General features: G+C 41.4%; 14 protein-coding genes and 1 pseudogene. 9 read left to right on the top strand and 6 right to left on the bottom strand.

Features of this window, described 5'->3' with window-relative positions:
- Positions 1-139: 139 nt before the first annotated feature.
- The 4 genes from ACESQI_RS23555 to ACESQI_RS23540 form a co-directional block, all read right to left on the bottom strand.
- Complete coding sequence (locus ACESQI_RS23555) at positions 140-1,063, bottom strand: bifunctional riboflavin kinase/FAD synthetase (RefSeq protein ID WP_320907894.1); 924 nt, start codon at positions 1,061-1,063, stop codon at positions 140-142.
- 17 nt (positions 1,064-1,080) lie between these two features.
- Positions 1,081-1,698: an HAD family phosphatase gene (locus ACESQI_RS23550; RefSeq protein WP_122201779.1), complete on the bottom strand. Its 618-nt coding sequence runs from the start codon at positions 1,696-1,698 to the stop codon at positions 1,081-1,083.
- Between the two features lie 3 nt (positions 1,699-1,701).
- On the bottom strand, positions 1,702-4,386 hold the full coding sequence (locus tag ACESQI_RS23545; protein ID WP_373127327.1) for a calcium-translocating P-type ATPase, PMCA-type: 2,685 nt from the start codon (positions 4,384-4,386) through the stop codon (positions 1,702-1,704).
- A gap of 72 nt (positions 4,387-4,458) precedes the next feature.
- A complete protein-coding gene (locus ACESQI_RS23540) occupies positions 4,459-5,028 on the bottom strand; it encodes a hypothetical protein (RefSeq protein WP_002558185.1) in 570 nt (189 codons plus the stop codon).
- A gap of 144 nt (positions 5,029-5,172) precedes the next feature.
- Between ACESQI_RS23540 and rd the strand changes: the two genes are divergently transcribed.
- Positions 5,173-5,337 carry a rubredoxin gene (gene rd / locus ACESQI_RS23535; protein WP_002558186.1) on the top strand — a complete coding sequence of 55 codons (165 nt, stop codon included), beginning with the start codon at positions 5,173-5,175 and terminating at the stop codon, positions 5,335-5,337.
- Positions 5,338-5,445: 108 nt separating this feature from the next.
- Here the strand turns inward: rd and ACESQI_RS23530 are convergent, their stop codons facing one another.
- The gene (locus ACESQI_RS23530; RefSeq protein WP_002558187.1) at positions 5,446-7,143 is read right to left on the bottom strand and encodes a Na/Pi cotransporter family protein; all 1,698 of its coding nucleotides are present in this window, start codon (positions 7,141-7,143) and stop codon (positions 5,446-5,448) included.
- A gap of 84 nt (positions 7,144-7,227) precedes the next feature.
- Here ACESQI_RS23530 and ACESQI_RS23525 point away from each other — a divergent pair, with 84 nt between their 5' ends.
- The 3 genes and pseudogenes from ACESQI_RS23525 to ACESQI_RS23515 all read left to right on the top strand — a co-directional run bounded on the left by ACESQI_RS23525 (position 7,228) and on the right by ACESQI_RS23515 (position 10,957).
- The gene (locus tag ACESQI_RS23525; protein WP_195448942.1) at positions 7,228-8,901 is read left to right on the top strand and encodes a nucleoside kinase; all 1,674 of its coding nucleotides are present in this window, start codon (positions 7,228-7,230) and stop codon (positions 8,899-8,901) included.
- Positions 8,902-9,042: 141 nt separating this feature from the next.
- Positions 9,043-10,566 (top strand): sensor histidine kinase, encoded by a 1,524-nt coding sequence (locus ACESQI_RS23520; protein ID WP_373127328.1) that lies wholly within the window; start codon positions 9,043-9,045, stop codon positions 10,564-10,566.
- 41 nt (positions 10,567-10,607) lie between these two features.
- Positions 10,608-10,957: pseudogene (locus ACESQI_RS23515) on the top strand (four helix bundle protein).
- 81 nt (positions 10,958-11,038) lie between these two features.
- On the opposite strand, the gene ACESQI_RS23510 reads toward ACESQI_RS23515, so the two are convergent.
- On the bottom strand, positions 11,039-12,412 hold the full coding sequence (locus tag ACESQI_RS23510) for an aminopeptidase P family protein (RefSeq protein ID WP_373127326.1): 1,374 nt from the start codon (positions 12,410-12,412) through the stop codon (positions 11,039-11,041).
- A 144-nt stretch (positions 12,413-12,556) separates the two neighbouring features.
- On the opposite strand from ACESQI_RS23510, the gene rpoN reads away from it, so the two are divergent.
- The 5 genes from rpoN to ACESQI_RS23485 all read left to right on the top strand — a co-directional run bounded on the left by rpoN (position 12,557) and on the right by ACESQI_RS23485 (position 17,727).
- Positions 12,557-14,038 (top strand): RNA polymerase factor sigma-54, encoded by a 1,482-nt coding sequence (gene rpoN, locus ACESQI_RS23505; protein WP_195661130.1) that lies wholly within the window; start codon positions 12,557-12,559, stop codon positions 14,036-14,038.
- A gap of 38 nt (positions 14,039-14,076) precedes the next feature.
- A complete protein-coding gene (locus ACESQI_RS23500; protein ID WP_002558192.1) occupies positions 14,077-14,754 on the top strand; it encodes a hypothetical protein in 678 nt (225 codons plus the stop codon).
- 31 nt (positions 14,755-14,785) lie between these two features.
- Entirely contained in the window at positions 14,786-15,166 is a 381-nt protein-coding gene (gene gcvH, locus ACESQI_RS23495; protein ID WP_002558193.1) for a glycine cleavage system protein GcvH, read from the top strand.
- Positions 15,167-15,227: 61 nt separating this feature from the next.
- On the top strand, positions 15,228-15,737 hold the full coding sequence (gene purE / locus ACESQI_RS23490; RefSeq protein WP_002558194.1) for a 5-(carboxyamino)imidazole ribonucleotide mutase: 510 nt from the start codon (positions 15,228-15,230) through the stop codon (positions 15,735-15,737).
- 145 nt (positions 15,738-15,882) lie between these two features.
- A complete protein-coding gene (locus tag ACESQI_RS23485) occupies positions 15,883-17,727 on the top strand; it encodes a 4-hydroxy-3-methylbut-2-en-1-yl diphosphate synthase (protein WP_373127324.1) in 1,845 nt (614 codons plus the stop codon).
- The last annotated feature ends 320 nt before the right edge of the window (positions 17,728-18,047 follow it).

Raw genomic sequence — 18,047 nt, 5'->3', positions numbered from 1 at the left:
GAAGGGCAGGATTAGAGTTGCTAAGAATTAAGATGGTGATGGAACATGTCTTTTTCAACTAAATTGAAGAAGAACCACAAGAATGTACATTCTTATGTATCAAAAATGTACATTCTTTTAAGCATTGATTATCATGCATTTACAGCAACAAAATTTCTACCGCCGCTGCATCTTTATGAAGTTGTGCAATAAGTCCTTCTATTCCGTCAAATTTCATCTCAGGACGGATGTATTGCACAAAAGAGATACGAATAAATTTATCATAGATATCTGAATGGAAATGAAGGATATGAACTTCAATACTTCGATTCATCCCATTATTAAGTGTAGGGCGATGACCAATATTCAACATACCGGCATAGGTACATCCATCAAAACTGACTTGCACAGCATATACTCCATCCGCAGGGACAAGCTTATCAGGATCGTCTACACTGAGATTAGCTGTTGGAAAGCCTATTTTACGTCCAACCTGATAACCGCTAACCACCGTCCCATCCAAAAAATAATCATACCCAAGACAACGCGCAGCCATCTTAACATCTCCCTGATGGAGATAATCACGAATCACGGAAGAACTGATATGAATCTCCTTATATATATACGCGCGCGCAAGAACTACCTGCATACCGATTTCTTCTCCGTAACGGCAATAATCTTCAAAACTCTCACTACGATTATGTCCAAAGCGGTGATCGTAACCAATTACAAGCGATTGTACCCGGTAGCGTTCCTGCAAAATGGTAGTCATAAAATCCCGGGCAGTAAGCCAGGATACCTCCGGAGTAAAATCGAGCATAATGCAATAATCTACTCCGGTTTCAGCCAGTAATGCAATCTTTTCGTCCTGTGTAGTGAGTAATTCCGGATGATAATCGGCCTTCATCACCTTACGGGGATGAACAGGAAAAGTAATCAAAGCCGAACGCAACCCGCGGGCAGCAGCTACCTCCTTCACCTGTTCAATAAGGAAACGGTGACCTGTATGTACTCCATCGAAAAATCCAATGGTAGCCACACATGGCTCGAGTAATGTACCCGGTATATTACGAATAATCTGCATCAGTCAGTAAAATCGGTTTAATTAAAGATATGGCTCCAGTCTTCGTTTGCCTGCGGCGTATAAGTAGAAATACCCAATGCTTGGGCTGCCAGACAGTTCGCCTCCGAATCATCAATAAAAAAAGTCTCTTTCGGGTCGATATTGGCATCTGCAAGTACTGTTTCAAATATCTCTGTATCGGGCTTTACCATCTTCATCTCAAACGAAAGATATATCTTTTCAAAATAATCTTCCACCTGGAAACCACGATAAGGAAAAACATTCTCACAAGACCACTTCCAATGAATATCGTTGGTGTTACTCAGCAGATAAACCACATACTTTTCGCGAAGTTTCAGCAATAAATCAAGTTTGTAAGTAGGGATATCCACCAGAAAAGTATTCCAGGCATCATCAATCTGCTGATCTGTTAATGGCTTCCCTACCATCTGCCGGATACCGTCACGAAATTCAGCAGGAGTGACCAATCCCTTCTCCTGCTGCATAAAGATACCCTGCTGATGATAAACATTCAACAGTTCATCTACATTTTGCAATCCTAATTTTTTAAAATTCTCAATACAACGCGGGCGGTCGAGGTTTATCAACACGCCCCCAAAATCAATAAGAAGGTTTTTTATTCCTTTTCTTTTCATCTTTTATTTATGTATTAAACGCTGAACGAAGCGGATTAGTTCTCCCACCCACAGAACGAGTGATGAGATACCTATTATGATCAGCCACGTCTGCCAGTCGAGCGGTTCGGTACGGAATACTGCCCCACCAAACTGTACGATCAGAATCTGTCCGCCAAGGATAGCAATCACAATCAGCTCCATGCCATACGATTTGGAAAGTCCCTTAAATGCCGAGTCGTTTGTTCCAAACACACGGGCATTGAACAGATTCCAGAATTGCAGCATAACAAAGAAAGTGAAGAAGATTGTAAGACGGTGCACGGTCATTCCACCTTCAGCATTCGTATAATAGTAAATCATACCCAACAATACTATCAGGAAAACGGTACCGACCCCGAATATATTGTACTGCATCGCTTTACTGATAATAAAATCAGTGCTGCGACGGGGCTTTTCATTCATCACGGTTTCACTTGGCGGAATAGAAGCCAATGCCAGAGCAGCAAATGTATCCATAATCAGGTTCACCCACAACATCTGAGTCACGGTCAGCGGCAAAGCTGTGCCCATAAATGAACCGAGCAATACGATAAGCAGTGCAACAAAGTTGATTGTAAGCTGGAATACGATAAATCGCTGGATATTTTTATAAAGCGAACGTCCCCACATCACAGCCGTACCGATACTGTTGAACGAATCGTCAAGCAAAGTAATATCGCTGGCTTCCTTGGCTACGGAAGTTCCCGTACCCATTGAAAGTCCTACTTGTGCATGGTTCAATGCGGGAGCATCATTGGTTCCGTCACCGGTTACAGCAACTACAGCCCCTTTCTGTTGCAGCAACTGCACCAGACGTTGTTTATCAGTAGGACGGGCACGAGACATTATCTTCAAATCCATCACCCTGTCCAGAGCTTCCTCATCGGTCAACTCGGCAAAGGCAGTACCGGTAATCCGGTTACGTTCCGTATCTTCGGAATTCCAAAGTCCTATCTGACGGGCTATCTCAGTAGCCGTACCCGGAGTATCGCCTGTTACAATCTTAATGCCAATACCTGCCGACTGGCATTTTTCCACAGCAGCCGGAACGTCAGGACGAATCGGATCGGAGATAGCAACAACCCCTAAGAAGTTAAGATCATTGGCAGCAACCAACTCGACACAATCATTAGGTGCATTATCATCCACTATTTTAAAAGCGAATCCTAACGTACGCATTGCCATATTTTGATAGCCCAACAACTGCTCTTCTACCGTAGAACGATATTCAACCGTATCCACCCGCTTGCCGTCGAGGATTACCTCCTTACATTTTCCAAGTACAATTTCGGGAGCACCTTTTATATATAGCACTTTTTTACCAATAAGGGGAGACTGTACCAAAGTAGCCATAAACTTACGCTCGGTAGAGAAAGTCAGCTGATCCAGTACAGTAACCTGTTCACGGAATTCCAGATAGTTCTGTTGTTGAGCGTTGAGCCACAAAAGCAATGCTACTTCCGTAGGATTTCCTACACCTTTTGGTTTTTCACCTTCACCGGTTTCTTCAAGAAAAGCGGTAGAATTGGCACTGATACCTTCTATCACCAATTTGCTGATATCATCACCGGCAAGTACACCTCCATCTTTTAATCCATAGAAATTCGGTTCATGTACCTGCATCTGGTTCTGAGTCAGCGTACCAGTCTTATCCGTACAGATAACGGTAATAGCTCCCATCGTCTCACAAGCATGCATTTTACGCACAAGATTGTTGGTAGAAAGCATGCGACGCATATTCAGAGCTAAGCTGAGCGTCACACTCATCGGCAAACCTTCGGGTACCGCAACTACAATCAATGTAACAGCCATCATGAAGTACTTCAGTACTATCTGGGCTATGGCCATATAGTTATGCCAACCTACGATTTCATTGGCCGAAATATAGTGATATAAGTCTTTTGAAACAAAAATGATAAAAGTAGCTCCTGCTACAGTAAAGCCAATCTTACCTATCAGTTTGGCCAGTTTGGTAAGTTGTATGTTCAGCGGAGTAGGTTCACCACTCTGTTCCGTACTTTGCCGGGCTACCTTTCCGATTTCCGTAGCATCACCAACACGAAGCACCTTCATCATACCGTGACCATCAACTACCGTCGTACCCCGCATCACCATGTTGGAGGCATAAGTCGCTTCGTCGTCAAAATCAGCTTCGACAATCGTCTTATTGATAACCGGCTCACCCGTCAGATTGGATTCATTGACCTGTAGAGAGATGGCTTCCACCAACTCACCATCGGCAGGAATCTCCTCACCGGTCTCAAGCACTACAATATCTCCTACTACAATGTCTTTTCGGGGGATTTCCTGAATTCGTCCGTTACGAATCACTTTTACAAGTGTTTCTTCGTTGACAGCATTCAGCAAATCAAATTTTTTGCTTGCATCATACTCAAAAAAGAAACCGATACCAGTAGCCAGCAAAATAGCAACTATGATACCGATAGTCTCAGCATACTCATTCTCTATAATCGAAATAATCAGAGAGAAAACAGCAGCAACGAGCAGTACGCGTACAACAGGGTCTTCAAACTTTTCCAGATAAAGTTTCCAAAGAGAAGGACGTTTAGGAGGTGTTAATAGATTTACACCATTTTTTTCCCGACTTTCCAAGACCTCACTATCTGTAAGGCCTAAATGATAATAGTCATTGTTTTTTGCAGTCATTCAGATACATGCGTTAAATTTAGGTTGCAAAAATACAACATTAAATCGGCATAGAATGTTTATTAATTTTTTTTAAGGAGTAACATTTCCGTGCATTTTAGTCTTTGCCAATGCACGCTCTGCCTGCTTTTGACGAGTGATATCATGGACAGTGATCACCATCCGGTCTTCACCGTTTAACAAAAGATAAGTTCCGGAAACAACAGCGTCGCATTCTACGGATTCATAACCAGAGGTACACACGTTTAAGGTAGCTTCCAAATCTGTAAAACTCTTCTTCTTATCAAAAGCCTCCTGTATGGCACGACGTACCGGACAAGAACCACAAAGCTCATGTGTTCCGCACCCACCTGATGCAGACATCGCATTACGGCACTGCAACAGATCTCCCACTTTCTTCTCCGCAGCTCCTTTTTTAATGCCTGTACGTCTGTAATAGTTTGTTTTCAACACAACAAAACCTGAGTCTATCAGTAAAACAAAAGCATGTACACTCTGCAATATTGCCCCTGCAATATAGCTTGTCTTTCTCAGTTCATCCACCTCTTTTTTTAATGCCCGGCGCACCTGTACTGCTTTTCTTCTTTCCCAAAGAAAGGCAACTAAAAGAACTGAACATAAAATAACTAAACCTATTTCCATTCTCATTATTCTTTTATCAACCGGTTACTTATTATCCAAATACATACCGCAAAGATACCTTTTTTCTATGGTAAAAAAAGAAAGGGCAATGAACAATCTGTATATTTTTTATGTTATATTTGTAGTAAACTTTAAAAAAGAAATATGAAGAAGTATATTTGCACCGTGTGTGACTACATTTACGACCCGGAAATGGGCGATCCTGACAGTGGTATTGAACCAGGAACAGCTTTTGAAGACATCCCGGATGATTGGGTATGTCCTCTTTGCGGAGTGGGGAAAGAAGACTTTGAAGAGTATAATGAATAGTGATGAACGGGTTAGTGATTAGTGATTAGTGCCATGCGGTTACAACGCAGTGAACTAATTACTAATCACTAACCCGTTTATCACTAATCACTAATCCGCTTATCACTCCTATGTCAGTTTCTTCTCTTTCACATCACTACTCGCTTCTACTACATTGACTACATAATCGCCCAGCTTCTCACATTCGGCAATAATATCCATATAGTAAACTCCCATCTGATAATCATATTCTTTATTGTTCACGTCCAGAATATTCTGATTTTTCAGTTGGTTGCGGTAGTTATTAATCTCGTTCTCAATATTAAATGACTTGTTTACATCAATACTGTGATGTTCGGGTTTCTCTACTACTACAATCATTTGCTCCAAAGCATCGTTAGTAAGCTTCATCATAAAGTGAATGTGCTCATACTGTTTCTCCGTGAAGTCCTGATTAGTCTGGCGCTTACGATTAATGGTCCGTGCAAGATTATAGCAACTGTCTCCAATACTCTCAATCTCCGTCACCTCGCGTAGCATAGCACGTATCTGCAACTTACTTTCCGAACTTAAACGACCTTCAGAAACCTGATTCAGATAGTTCGCGATTTCCAGTTCCATATTGTCACTGATATTCTCATATTTTTCTACGCGACTGAACACTTTATTAAAATCATCGTCTTTATCCGTATGTAATAAGTCCTGTACCATGCCAAACATACGGTGCGTACGCTCAGCAAACAAATGAATTTCTTTACGTGCCTGAAGGATAGAAAGCTCTGCTGTAGACAACATGCCGCCAGTGATAAACCGCAAGCGAGGCTCTTCGTCTTCTTCTTTCGGACGAATGATAGCACAAACAGTACGCTCTATCAGTTTCACACCCCATATCAATAAACACACATTACATATATTAAAAATAGAGTGGAAAGCAGATAATTTATAAGAAATAGCCACTTCTGAATTTCCCGGATGGAAGAATGTATCCACCACCCAATTGACAAATTCCATAAAAGGATGAAAAATAATCAATACCCAAATCACACCAAATACATTAAAAACAAAGTGTGCCAAGGCGGCTCGTTTTGCTTGAGAATTGGCAGTCAGGGCAGCCAGGTTAGCTGTTATGGTAGTACCAATATTCTCTCCCAATACAAGAGCGGCTCCCAATTCGAGGCTTATCCAGCCATTAGCACACATAATTAATGTTATTGCCATTGTTGCAGCAGAAGCTTGCACAATCATGGTCAGTATGGTACCAATAAAAAGAAATAACAACACTGAAAAGAAACCCATATCCGTATAGTTCTGTACAAAAGCTAACATGTCTGGGTTGGCATTCAGATCGGGAGCATTATTTTTCAAAAAAGAAAGCCCCATAAAAAGGAAAGAAAAACCAAAGATAAATTCTCCGATAGACTTACGGTTACTTTTATTAGAAAAGATAAGTGGAAGGGCAAAAGCCAGAAGAGGAAGAGCAAAAGCCGACATATCGACCTTAAATCCAAATATTGAAATAATCCATGCCGTAACCGTAGTACCAATATTGGCTCCCATGATTACACTGATAGACTCTGCCAGTGTTAGCAATCCCGCATTAACGAAACTAACCACCATCACTGTTGTTGCCGAAGAGGACTGAATAAGGGCTGTAATCAACACTCCTGTTAAAACCCCTGTTACCCGATTGGTGGTCATTGCTGTCAGAATGCTTCGCAATCTGTCACCTGCGACTTTTTGCAAACCCTCACTCATTATCTTCATCCCATACAGGAAAAGTCCTAACGAACCGATGAGTTTTAAAAAATCATAAAAAGAATATTCCATCTATAATTATTTTAATAGTTGTTTGTTCTCTAATCGATTATATCATATATTTATCCAATTCAAATTACTTCTTTAAAAGCCAAAATGAAACAGATGTTACAAATATGTTGCAAAAATAATAATATTTATAGAGAATTCCCTATTGGCAGTTCACTTTTGGATATTTATTACGGTTTTAATCTTAATTTTCCCTATCAAGTAGTTAGCGCCAAGGTAAATAATCGTTCCGAAGGTCTTAATTTCAGAGTATATAATAATAAAGACGTAGAATTTCTGGACGTAAGAGATTCCTCCGGAATGCGTACGTATGTGCGTTCACTTTGTTTTGTGCTATATAAAGCTGTCAGCGAATTATTCCCGGAAGGAAAACTTTTCGTAGAACACCCCGTATCAAAAGGTTATTTCTGCAATCTACGTATCGGACGCCCTATTACATTAGAAGATGTGTCACTCATCAAAAAGAGGATGCAAGAGATTATAGCCGAAAATATTCCTTATCACAGGATTGAGTGCCATACAACGGAAGCTGTACGCATTTTCAGTGAGCACGGAATGAACGATAAGGTAAAGCTATTGGAAACCTCCGGTTCACTTTATACCTATTATTATACTTTAGGAGATACCATTGACTATTACTATGGTAATCTTTTGCCCAGTACCGGATTCATCAAACTATTCGATCTGGTGAAGTACTACGACGGATTATTGTTGCGTATCCCCAATAAAGAAAATCCGGATGTACTTGAAGAAGTGGTGAAACAAGAGAAAATGCTCGACGTATTCAAAGAATACCTGAACTGGAGCAATATCATGGGAATAACCAATGCAGGCGATTTTAACCTGGCCTGTGAAGAGGGACATGCCACCGATCTGATTAATGTAGCCGAAGCATTGCAGGAAAAGAAAATAGCCCAGATAGCCGACACGATCTTTCATCGCGGAGAAAATGGAAACCGCGTAAAACTGGTATTGATATCCGGCCCGTCTTCTTCGGGAAAAACCACTTTCAGTAAACGCCTTTCCATTCAGTTGATGACAAACGGGTTAAAGCCCTATCCCATTTCATTGGATAACTACTTTGTAGACCGCGAAGAAACTCCTCTTGATGAAAATGGAAATTATGATTATGAATCATTGTATGCGCTGGATCTGAATCTGTTTAATCAACAGCTTCAAGCCCTGCTCCGCGGAGAGGAAGTTGAACTTCCCCGCTTCAATTTTAGTATCGGAAAGAAAGAATATAAAGGAGATAAACTAAAAATAGATAAACATACCATCTTAATCTTGGAAGGTATTCATGCCCTGAATCCTGAGTTGACTCCACATATCCCGGAAGAAAACAAGTTCAAAATCTACGTTTCGGCACTAACAACCATCTCACTGGACGATCATAACTGGATCCCTACCACAGACAACCGTCTGCTTCGCCGCATTATCCGCGACTTCAACTACCGTGGATATTCAGCACAAGAAACCATCTCACGATGGCCCAGTGTACGCGCCGGAGAAGATAAATGGATATTCCCCTATCAGGAAAATGCGGATGTGATGTTCAACTCCGCCCTACTCTTTGAGTTTGCAGTATTGCGTCTTCACGCCGAACCTATCTTAATGGGAGTACCCCGCAATTGCCCGGAGTATTGTGAGGCATACCGCCTGTTGAAGTTTATCAAATACTTTATTCCTGTTCAGGACAAAGAGATTCCACCGACTTCGCTATTAAGAGAGTTTCTGGGAGGAAGCAGTTTTAAGTATTAATCATATTACAGGATTATCTGCCATTGCAGATAATCCTGCCTTTTTATACCTATTTTCTGTTTTAAGTCCCGAATTTATTATAAATTTGTGTCAATTAAACAAGCAATAAAAATGAAAACACCCGTAGCTATCATTGTGATTATGCTCTGCTTTAGCACATTAAGTCATGCGCAGAATACAAAAAGCAGAGCACAGGAATTAAAGGAACAAGCTCAAAGTAGCCTGAGCCAAAAAGATTATATCAAGGCACGTTATCTTTTTAAAAAAGCGTACGAGGCATTTGCTACCCGCGAAGATTATCCGCAGGCTGTAGAATGTGGTATTCAAGCCAACGGACTCTATATACGTGAGAATTTTTATAAAGAAGGTTTCGAACTCTGCCGCGACATGGACCAATTAGTGTGGGCAGGTGAACAGAAAACCAAGAAAGCTTTGCACGACCTACGGTTTCTAATTACCAAAGAGCGCCTGCAAATGTATATCGCACTAAAAAATGCAGCACAGGCCAAATTACAATTGGACAAGCTGGAAGAAACAGCCAATCTTGCTAAAAATGACTCAATAAGTGAGGATTTACTCTATACCAAGGCCAATTATTATTACACCTTTGGCCTTAATACACAAGGAGATGCTTGTTTCCGCAAACTCATCAATCAATACAAAGAAAAAAAGAATTATGAGAAAGTAGACGAGTGCTACAAAAATCTGATATCCATTGCCCGCAAAGCGAATAATGCCGCACTGATGGGACGTACTTATGAAAATTATATTGTATGGACCGACTCTGTAAAAGCACTCACCGCACAAGATGAATTGAATGTATTGAAAAGGAAATATGACGAAAGTCAGCTGACGATACAAGAAAAAGACGACACACTGTCTGCCAAACAGTATATTATCATCGGACTTTGCACACTGGTTGTTATTCTTATTGCAGCATTGGTGCTTCTTGCAGTTGTATTACTACGTTTTATGGCAGGAAACCGTAAACTCAAGAAAAGCATACAAATAGCCAACGAACACAATGAATTGAAAACCAAATTCATTCAAAATATATCTTCACAGATGGAACCGACTCTGGACACACTGGCTGCCTCAGCAAGTGAACTTTCAGACAAAGCGCCGCAACAATCACAGCAGATGCAGACGCAGGTAGGTGCATTGAAAAAGTTTAGCGATGATATACAAGAACTTTCTTCACTGGAAAATTCGTTGACTGATCCCTACGAAATGAGCGATATCAACGCCAGTACTTTTTGCGAAGAAGTAATGGAAAAAGTGAAAAGTAACATTAAAGCCGAAGTTACCACTTCTGTAAATGCACCAAAACTCCAAGTAAAAACCAATAAAGAACAACTGGAGCGTATACTTCTTCATTTACTGCAAAATGCAGCTTATTACACACAAGAAGGACGCATCAGTCTCGACTTCAAAAAACGTGGAGCGCATACTCATCAGTTTATTGTAACTGATACCGGTACTGGTATTCCCACTGAACAACAGGAAACGATCTTCAAACCTTTTACCGAAGTGAAAGACCTCACACAAGGAGATGGCCTGGGATTGCCTATATGTTCACTTATTGCTACAAAAATGAACGGCAGCCTGACTTTGGATACAAGCTATACAAAAGGAAGTCGGTTTATATTAGAGCTACACGCTTAATAGAAGGGAGAGGGGAGAATGGAGAAGGAAAAGAGGGAAATGTGGCGGCACAGAAATCGTATGGGTTTGCGTTGAGAATAGTGAATATGTATCGCTATCTAACGGAAAAACAGCGTGAATACGTTCTGTCAAAACAGGTGCTACGTAGCGGTACTGCTATTGGAGCTTTATATGCGGAGTGCCAACACGCACAGAGCAAAGCTATTTTATAAACAAAGCAAGTATCGCTCTTAAAGAAGCAAACGAAACTCTTTACTGGCTCCGCCTCCTACATGACTCCAATTATCTTTCTGATGACATATTTCAATCTATCTATCAAGATGCTGACGAACTTGTAGCCCTTTTGGTCACAATTGTAAAATCGGCAAAGAAAAACATGGGGAGTTATTGAAGGGAGAGGGGAGAATGGAGAAGTAAGCTGCGCTATCATGCTGCATAGTACTTCTCCCTTCTCCATTCTCCCCTCTCAATTCTATCTAATCTCTTCCACCTCTTCAGGAGTCAACGGAATTTTCTTACCTAAGCGACGGGCACCGGTCTCAGTTATCAGATAATCCTCTTCATTACGAATTCCTCCAAAGTTCTTATAAGTATCTACTTTATCATAATTGATAAAATCAGCAAACTTTTTATCGGCTTTCCACATATCAATAAGTTCAGGGATAAAATAAATACCCGGCTCTACAGTGTGTACAAAGCCCGGCTCCAAAGGAATGGCCAAACGCTGCGACTTACGACCGAACTGAGTACTCTTCGGTTCGCCATTATACCCTACCCAAAGTTCACCCAGATTCTCCATATCATGTACATCCAGTCCCATCATATGTCCTAATCCATGTGGATAAAACAAAGCATGTGCTCCTTCACGTACTGCATCATCGGCATTACCCTTCATCAAACCCAGTCCTTTCAGGCCCTCTACCATCACACGGGCTGACAAGTCGTACACATCCATATAAGGAATACCCGGACGAAGCGCTTTCACTGATTCCAGATGCATTGCATTTTGAATCTCATAGACTTCACGCTGGCGGGTAGTAAATTTCTTATCAGCAGGTATAGTAGACGACATATCTCCGGCATATCCCATTTCTGTTTCAGCTCCTGCATCAATCAGGAACAGATCTCCGGACTTTACGGTATTACCATGGTAATGGTTGTGCAAGGTCTGCCCATTGATGGTGGCAATGGTTGCAAAAGAAAGTTCACAACCTGCAGCGGCAGCAACAGCCTCCATAGCAGCTACTACTTCAAACTCTTTCATACCCGGACGAAGCACCTTCATTGCAGTAATATGCATATCTGCAGTCACATCACAAGCCTTCTCTATTTCAATAATTTCCTCAGCTGATTTATGATTACGCTGTTCAACTACCGCACGGATAAAAGGTACCGAACCTTCCTGACGTACAGGAGGTATACCCAACCAATCCATCAGTTTCAGTTTATGCTCAGCGCGATAAGGAGGAAGATAATGAATTGATTTACCCTTTTGTACACACTGATGCAAATAGTTTACAATTTCAACAGATGGTAAAGTACGCGTCACTCCTACACGTTCACTCTTCTCTTTCAGAGTAGGCTGGACACCCATCCATACAATATCATCAATTGTCAGTTCATCACCGAATATAATTTCTTTTTCATCGTCAATATCGATAATGGCAGAAAGTCCTGCAAACGGAAGACCGAAATAATAAAGAAAAGTAGAATCCTGACGATAACGGAAGGTATTACTCTCATAATTCAGCCCACACTCGTCGTTCCCCAGGAACAACAACACCCCGGAGCCTAATTTCTTTTTCAGCAGGGCCCGGCGCTGCACATACGTTTCTTTACCAAACATAATGTTCTATTTTTTAAGTTAGTGCAACAAAGATAGAGAATTTAGCGTTATAGAAAGAAAAATAATCCTTCTAATCTGTGTAATCTGTGGTGAAAAAGTTACTTTTGTAGCGAGATATAACCGAATGTAGAAAATAAAATATTTATGGCACAAGGTTCCCGTCAAATACAATCCCAGGCGCAGCAGCAGATACAAACGCTCTCTCCGCAGCAGATTCTGGTAGTAAAGCTATTGGAGCTTCCCGCCGTAGAACTGGAAGACCGTGTACACGCCGAATTATTGGAAAATCCAGCTCTTGAAGAAGGTAGAGAAGAAGCGGCTGCCGATGATCCGGATGAAAGTAACAGTAACGATCCGGAAGCAGAAAGTGATGCCAATGAATATGATTCCCTGGGCGACTATCTAAACGAAGACGACATCCCTGATTATAAATTACAAGAAAACAACCGTTCCAAAGGTGAGCAGGCAGAGGAAATTCCTTTTTCTGACGCTACTTCTTTTTATGAAATATTGAGAGAACAGTTGAGTGAACGTAACCTCACAGAACATCAGCGTGAACTGGCAGAATACCTTATCGGCTCACTGGACGATGACGGCCTGCTCCGCAAATCACTTGAAAGTATCAGCGATGAGCTGGCTATCTATGCAGGTATCAACGCTACCGAAGAGGAACTGGAAGAGGCTTTATGTATTATACAAGACTTCGACCCGGCCGGACTTGGTGCACGTAACCTCCAGGAATGCTTACTTATACAACTCCAACGAAAGCTGGAAAAAGGTAAGCCGGATAAGGCACTTATGCTGGAACAGAGAATTATCAATGAATGTTACGAAGAGTTCACACGTAAACACTGGGATAAGATAATAAAGAAACTGGGATGCGAAGAAGAGCTTTTCAACACTGCCATCTCTGAAATCACAAAGTTAAACCCTCGGCCGGGTGCTTCATTGGGTGAAGCCATCGGTCGTAACATGCAGCAAATCGTTCCCGACTTTATTGTAGATACCTATGATGACGGCTCTATCAGCGTCAATCTCAATAACCGGAATATACCGGAACTTCGTATGAGCCGTGACTTCACCGAAATGGTAGAGGAGCATACGAAAAACAGAGCCAATCAATCTAAAGAATCCAAAGAAGCAATGATGTTTCTGAAACAGAAAATGGATGCTGCCCAGGGATTTATCGATGCAGTAAAGCAACGTCAGAATACATTAATGACTACCATGCAGGCTATTATCGACCTGCAACGCCCTTTCTTTCTTGAAGGGGACGAATCATTGCTTCGCCCTATGATCCTGAAAGACGTGGCCGAACGTACGGGACTGGATATCTCAACCATATCACGTGTTAGCAACAGCAAGTATGTGCAAACAAATTTTGGAATCTATCCGCTGAAATTTTTCTTCAGTGATGGATATACTACCGAAGACGGCGAGGAAATGTCAGTACGTGAAATACGTAAAATACTAAAAGAGTGTATTGACAACGAAGATAAAAAGAAACCACTGACTGACGATGAACTGGCCGAGATCTTAAAAGAAAAAGGATATCCTATTGCACGGCGTACCGTAGCTAAATATCGTCAGCAACTGAATATACCAGTGGCCAGACTAAGAAAGTAATTAAAGATATTAATAATTAACAATAAAAGGGCTCCATCATGGGAGAAGCAAACGTAGAGCAACATATCATTGCAGATAAAACGCTTATCAGAACGGCACAGATTACATCGTGGATACTAACCCCGTTTTCTATCCCTTTTCTGGCTTTTCTGGTATTGTTCTTATTCTCTTACCTTCGTATCATGCCCTTGCAGTATAAACTTATTGTATTGGGAATCGTATATTGTTTTACTATACTGATGCCAACCATCACAATTTTCCTGTTTCGCAAAATCAATGGTTTTGCCTTGCAGGAATTGAGTGAACGAAAAAAACGGTACATTCCTTTTACGCTTACCATCATCTCTTATATATTCTGTCTGTTGATGATGCACAAGCTGAATATTCCCTGGTATATGACTGGTATTATACTGTCTGCACTGGTGGTTCAGATTATCTGTATCATTGTAAATCTGAAATGGAAACTCAGTGAACACATGGCTGGCATAGGTGGTATTATTGGTGGATTGATTTCATTCAGCGAATTGTTTGGTTATAATCCTGTCTGGTGGCTATGCCTGTTTATTCTAGTAGCCGGTGTGTTAGGTTCGGCACGGATTATTCTGAGACATCATTCTCTAGGCGAAGTACTCTCGGGCTTCGGTGTAGGATTTATCTGTGCACTATTGGTACTGCATCCACTAAGTAACGTATTATTCCGGATATTTTTATTTTAACATGAATATAAACCCATAAAAACTAATTATTATGAACTTCCCACAAAATTTAAAGTACACCAATGAGCACGAATGGATTCGTGTAGAAGGAGATATGGCTTATGTAGGTATCACTGATTATGCCCAGGAACAATTGGGCGATATTGTATTTGTTGATATCCCCACAGTGGGTGAATCACTGGAGGCGAATGAAACTTTCGGAACAATTGAAGTGGTGAAAACCATCTCTGACCTCTTTCTACCGGTAGCAGGTGAAGTAATAGAACAGAATGAAAGTCTTGAAGAAAATCCTGAACTGGTCAATAAAGATCCATATGGTGAAGGATGGCTTATCAAGATGAAACCTGCCAATCTAAAAGATATTGAAGACCTGCTCGATGCTGAAGCATATAAGGCAGTGATTAACAATTAGTGAATAGTGGTTAGTGATCATCGTACCACTAAATAGTAAATAGTAAATTGTAAATAAAATCATGACCCCAATTGTAAGTATCATCATGGGTAGCACTTCCGACCTTCCTGTAATGGAAAAGGCAGCACAGCTACTCAATGATTTGCATGTACCGTTCGAAATGAACGCTCTTTCTGCACACCGTACTCCGGAAGCAGTAGAGGAGTTTGCTAAAAATGCCCGTTCACGCGGTATTAAAGTTATTATTGCCGCTGCCGGTATGGCTGCTGCCCTTCCAGGCGTAATTGCCGCCAATACCACTTTGCCTGTAATCGGAGTACCTATCAAAGGTTCTGTTCTAGACGGTGTTGACGCCCTGTATTCTATCATCCAGATGCCTCCGGGAATACCGGTAGCTACTGTAGCTATCAACGGAGCAATGAATGCCGCTATCCTGGCAGTACAAATGTTAGCATTAAGCAATACTGAACTGGCTGATACATTTGCAGCTTACAAAGAAGGCTTGAAGAAAAAAATTGTAAAAGCTAACGAGGAACTTAAAGAGGTTAAGTTTGAATATAAAACCAATTAGATTTACGATTGGACGATTTACGATTTACGATTGAAGATGCTAACAAGATGATTAACGCTTCGTCTAATCGGTAGAAGTATCTTCAATCGTAAATCGTTCAATCGTAAATCGTCTAATCGTAAATCGTCTAATCGTAAATAAAATCGTGGATTTATTCAATTACTCCCGGAGAGAAACATCAGAAGTAAATATTGGGGCCGTTCCATTGGGCGGCCCTAATCCTATCCGTATCCAGTCGATGACCAACACATCGACTCAGGACACAGAAGCCTGTGTAGAGCAGGCGAAACGTATTGTAGATTCAGGTGGCGAGTATGTACGCCTTACAACACAAGGTATCAAGGAGGCAGAGAACCTGATGAATATCAACATTGGGCTACGCAGCCAGGGATATATGGTACCACTTGTCGCCGATGTACATTTCAACCCCAAAGTGGCTGATGTGGCAGCACAATATGCCGAAAAAGTACGTATCAATCCGGGAAACTATGTAGATCCGGGACGTACCTTCAAGCAATTGGAATATACGGATGAGGAATACGCGCAAGAATTACAGAAAATCCGTGATCGCTTCATTCCTTTTCTGAATATCTGTAAAGAGAATCATACGGCAATTCGTATCGGAGTAAATCACGGTTCATTATCCGACCGTATCATGTCTCGCTATGGTGATACTCCCGAAGGTATGGTGGAATCATGTATGGAGTTTCTGCGTATCTGTATAGATGAAAAATTTAAGGATGTAGTAATATCCATCAAAGCCTCCAATACGGTCGTAATGGTAAAAACTGTTCGTCTGTTGGTAGCCGTAATGGAAAAGGAAGGGATGGCATTTCCTCTACATTTAGGAGTTACAGAAGCAGGAGACGGAGAAGACGGACGCATCAAATCGGCATTGGGAATAGGAGCATTGTTAGCAGATGGATTGGGAGATACCATCCGTGTCTCTTTAAGTGAAGAACCAGAAGCGGAAATTCCTGTAGCACGTAAGTTAGTAGATTACATCCTTACCCGCCAGGATCACCCTTATATCCCCGGAATAGAAACACCTGAATTCAACTACCTCTCTCCTACCCGCCGGGAAACGAATGCCATCCGAAATATTGGTGGAAACAACCTTCCTGTTGTCCTTGCCGACCGCATGGACGGAAAGACAGAAGTCAATCCGCAATTTACACCCGATTATATTTATGCAGGAAGAGAACTTCCCGCCATACGGGAAGCCAATGTTGAATATATCCTTGATGCCGATGTATGGACAGGAGAAGAAGGCACATGGCCGGCATTCAATTACTCTCAACTTCCACTGATGGGCATGTGCCAGGCAGAATTAAAATTCTTATTCATGCCGTATATGGCACAGACAGATGAAGTGATTGCCTGTCTCAAAACACACCCGGAAGTGGTTATTATCTCTCAAAGTAATCATCCGAATCGTATTGGAGAGCACCGTGCCTTAGTACACCAGTTGATGTCCGAAGGATTGAAAAACCCGGTTATCTTCTTTCAGCATTATCAGGAAGAGGATGCGGAAGATTTGCAAATCAAAGCTGCTGCTGATATGGGGGCATTGATATTTGATGGTTTGTGTGATGGTATCTTTCTGTTCAATCAGGGATTACTCCCACATGCTATTGTAGATGCCACCGCTTTCGGTATTCTGCAAGCCGGACGTATCCGTACCTCCAAAACCGAATATATTTCTTGTCCGGGTTGTGGACGAACGTTGTTCAATCTGCAAAGCACCATTGCCCGTATTAAAGAAGCTACTTCTCACCTGAAAGGATTGAAAATAGGTATTATGGGATGCATTGTGAATGGTCCCGGAGAAATGGCAGATGCTGACTATGGATATGTAGGTGCCGGACGAGGCAAAGTCAGCCTCTACAAACAGAAGGAATGCATAGAAAAAAATATTCCGGAAGAAGAAGCTGTAGAGAAATTGATTGAGCTAATTAAGGCGAACGGAGATTATACTGAGCAGAAATGAATCTATTTACGATTAGACGATTTACGATGTACGATTGAAGTTACTCTTTAAAAGCCTGTTTCAGCGATGTTAGAGACAGAGTGATCCCAATCGTACATCGTCAATCGTCTAATCGTAAATAGATTTATATCCAAGAACGAAGATTACAGCCCTATCTTTTCGATGGCCGAAGTGCCCTTAAACGGCATCGATCCCCTTGCCCGGTGTTGTACTTTGGCTTTCTCAGTAAGGAACGTTCCTTTTCTCGGTGCAGGGCCGACGCATTAAATAAATTACTATTGCATATGTACTTTTCTTATTGTTATTTAATTGAATATTAA

Origin of the sequence: Bacteroides sp. HPS0048, assembly GCF_964240755.1 — a bacterium.
Lineage (GTDB): Bacteria > Bacteroidota > Bacteroidia > Bacteroidales > Bacteroidaceae > Bacteroides > Bacteroides nordii.
Note: the sequence above shows the minus strand (reverse complement) of the source record. Positions and strands in the feature narration are given on the sequence as shown.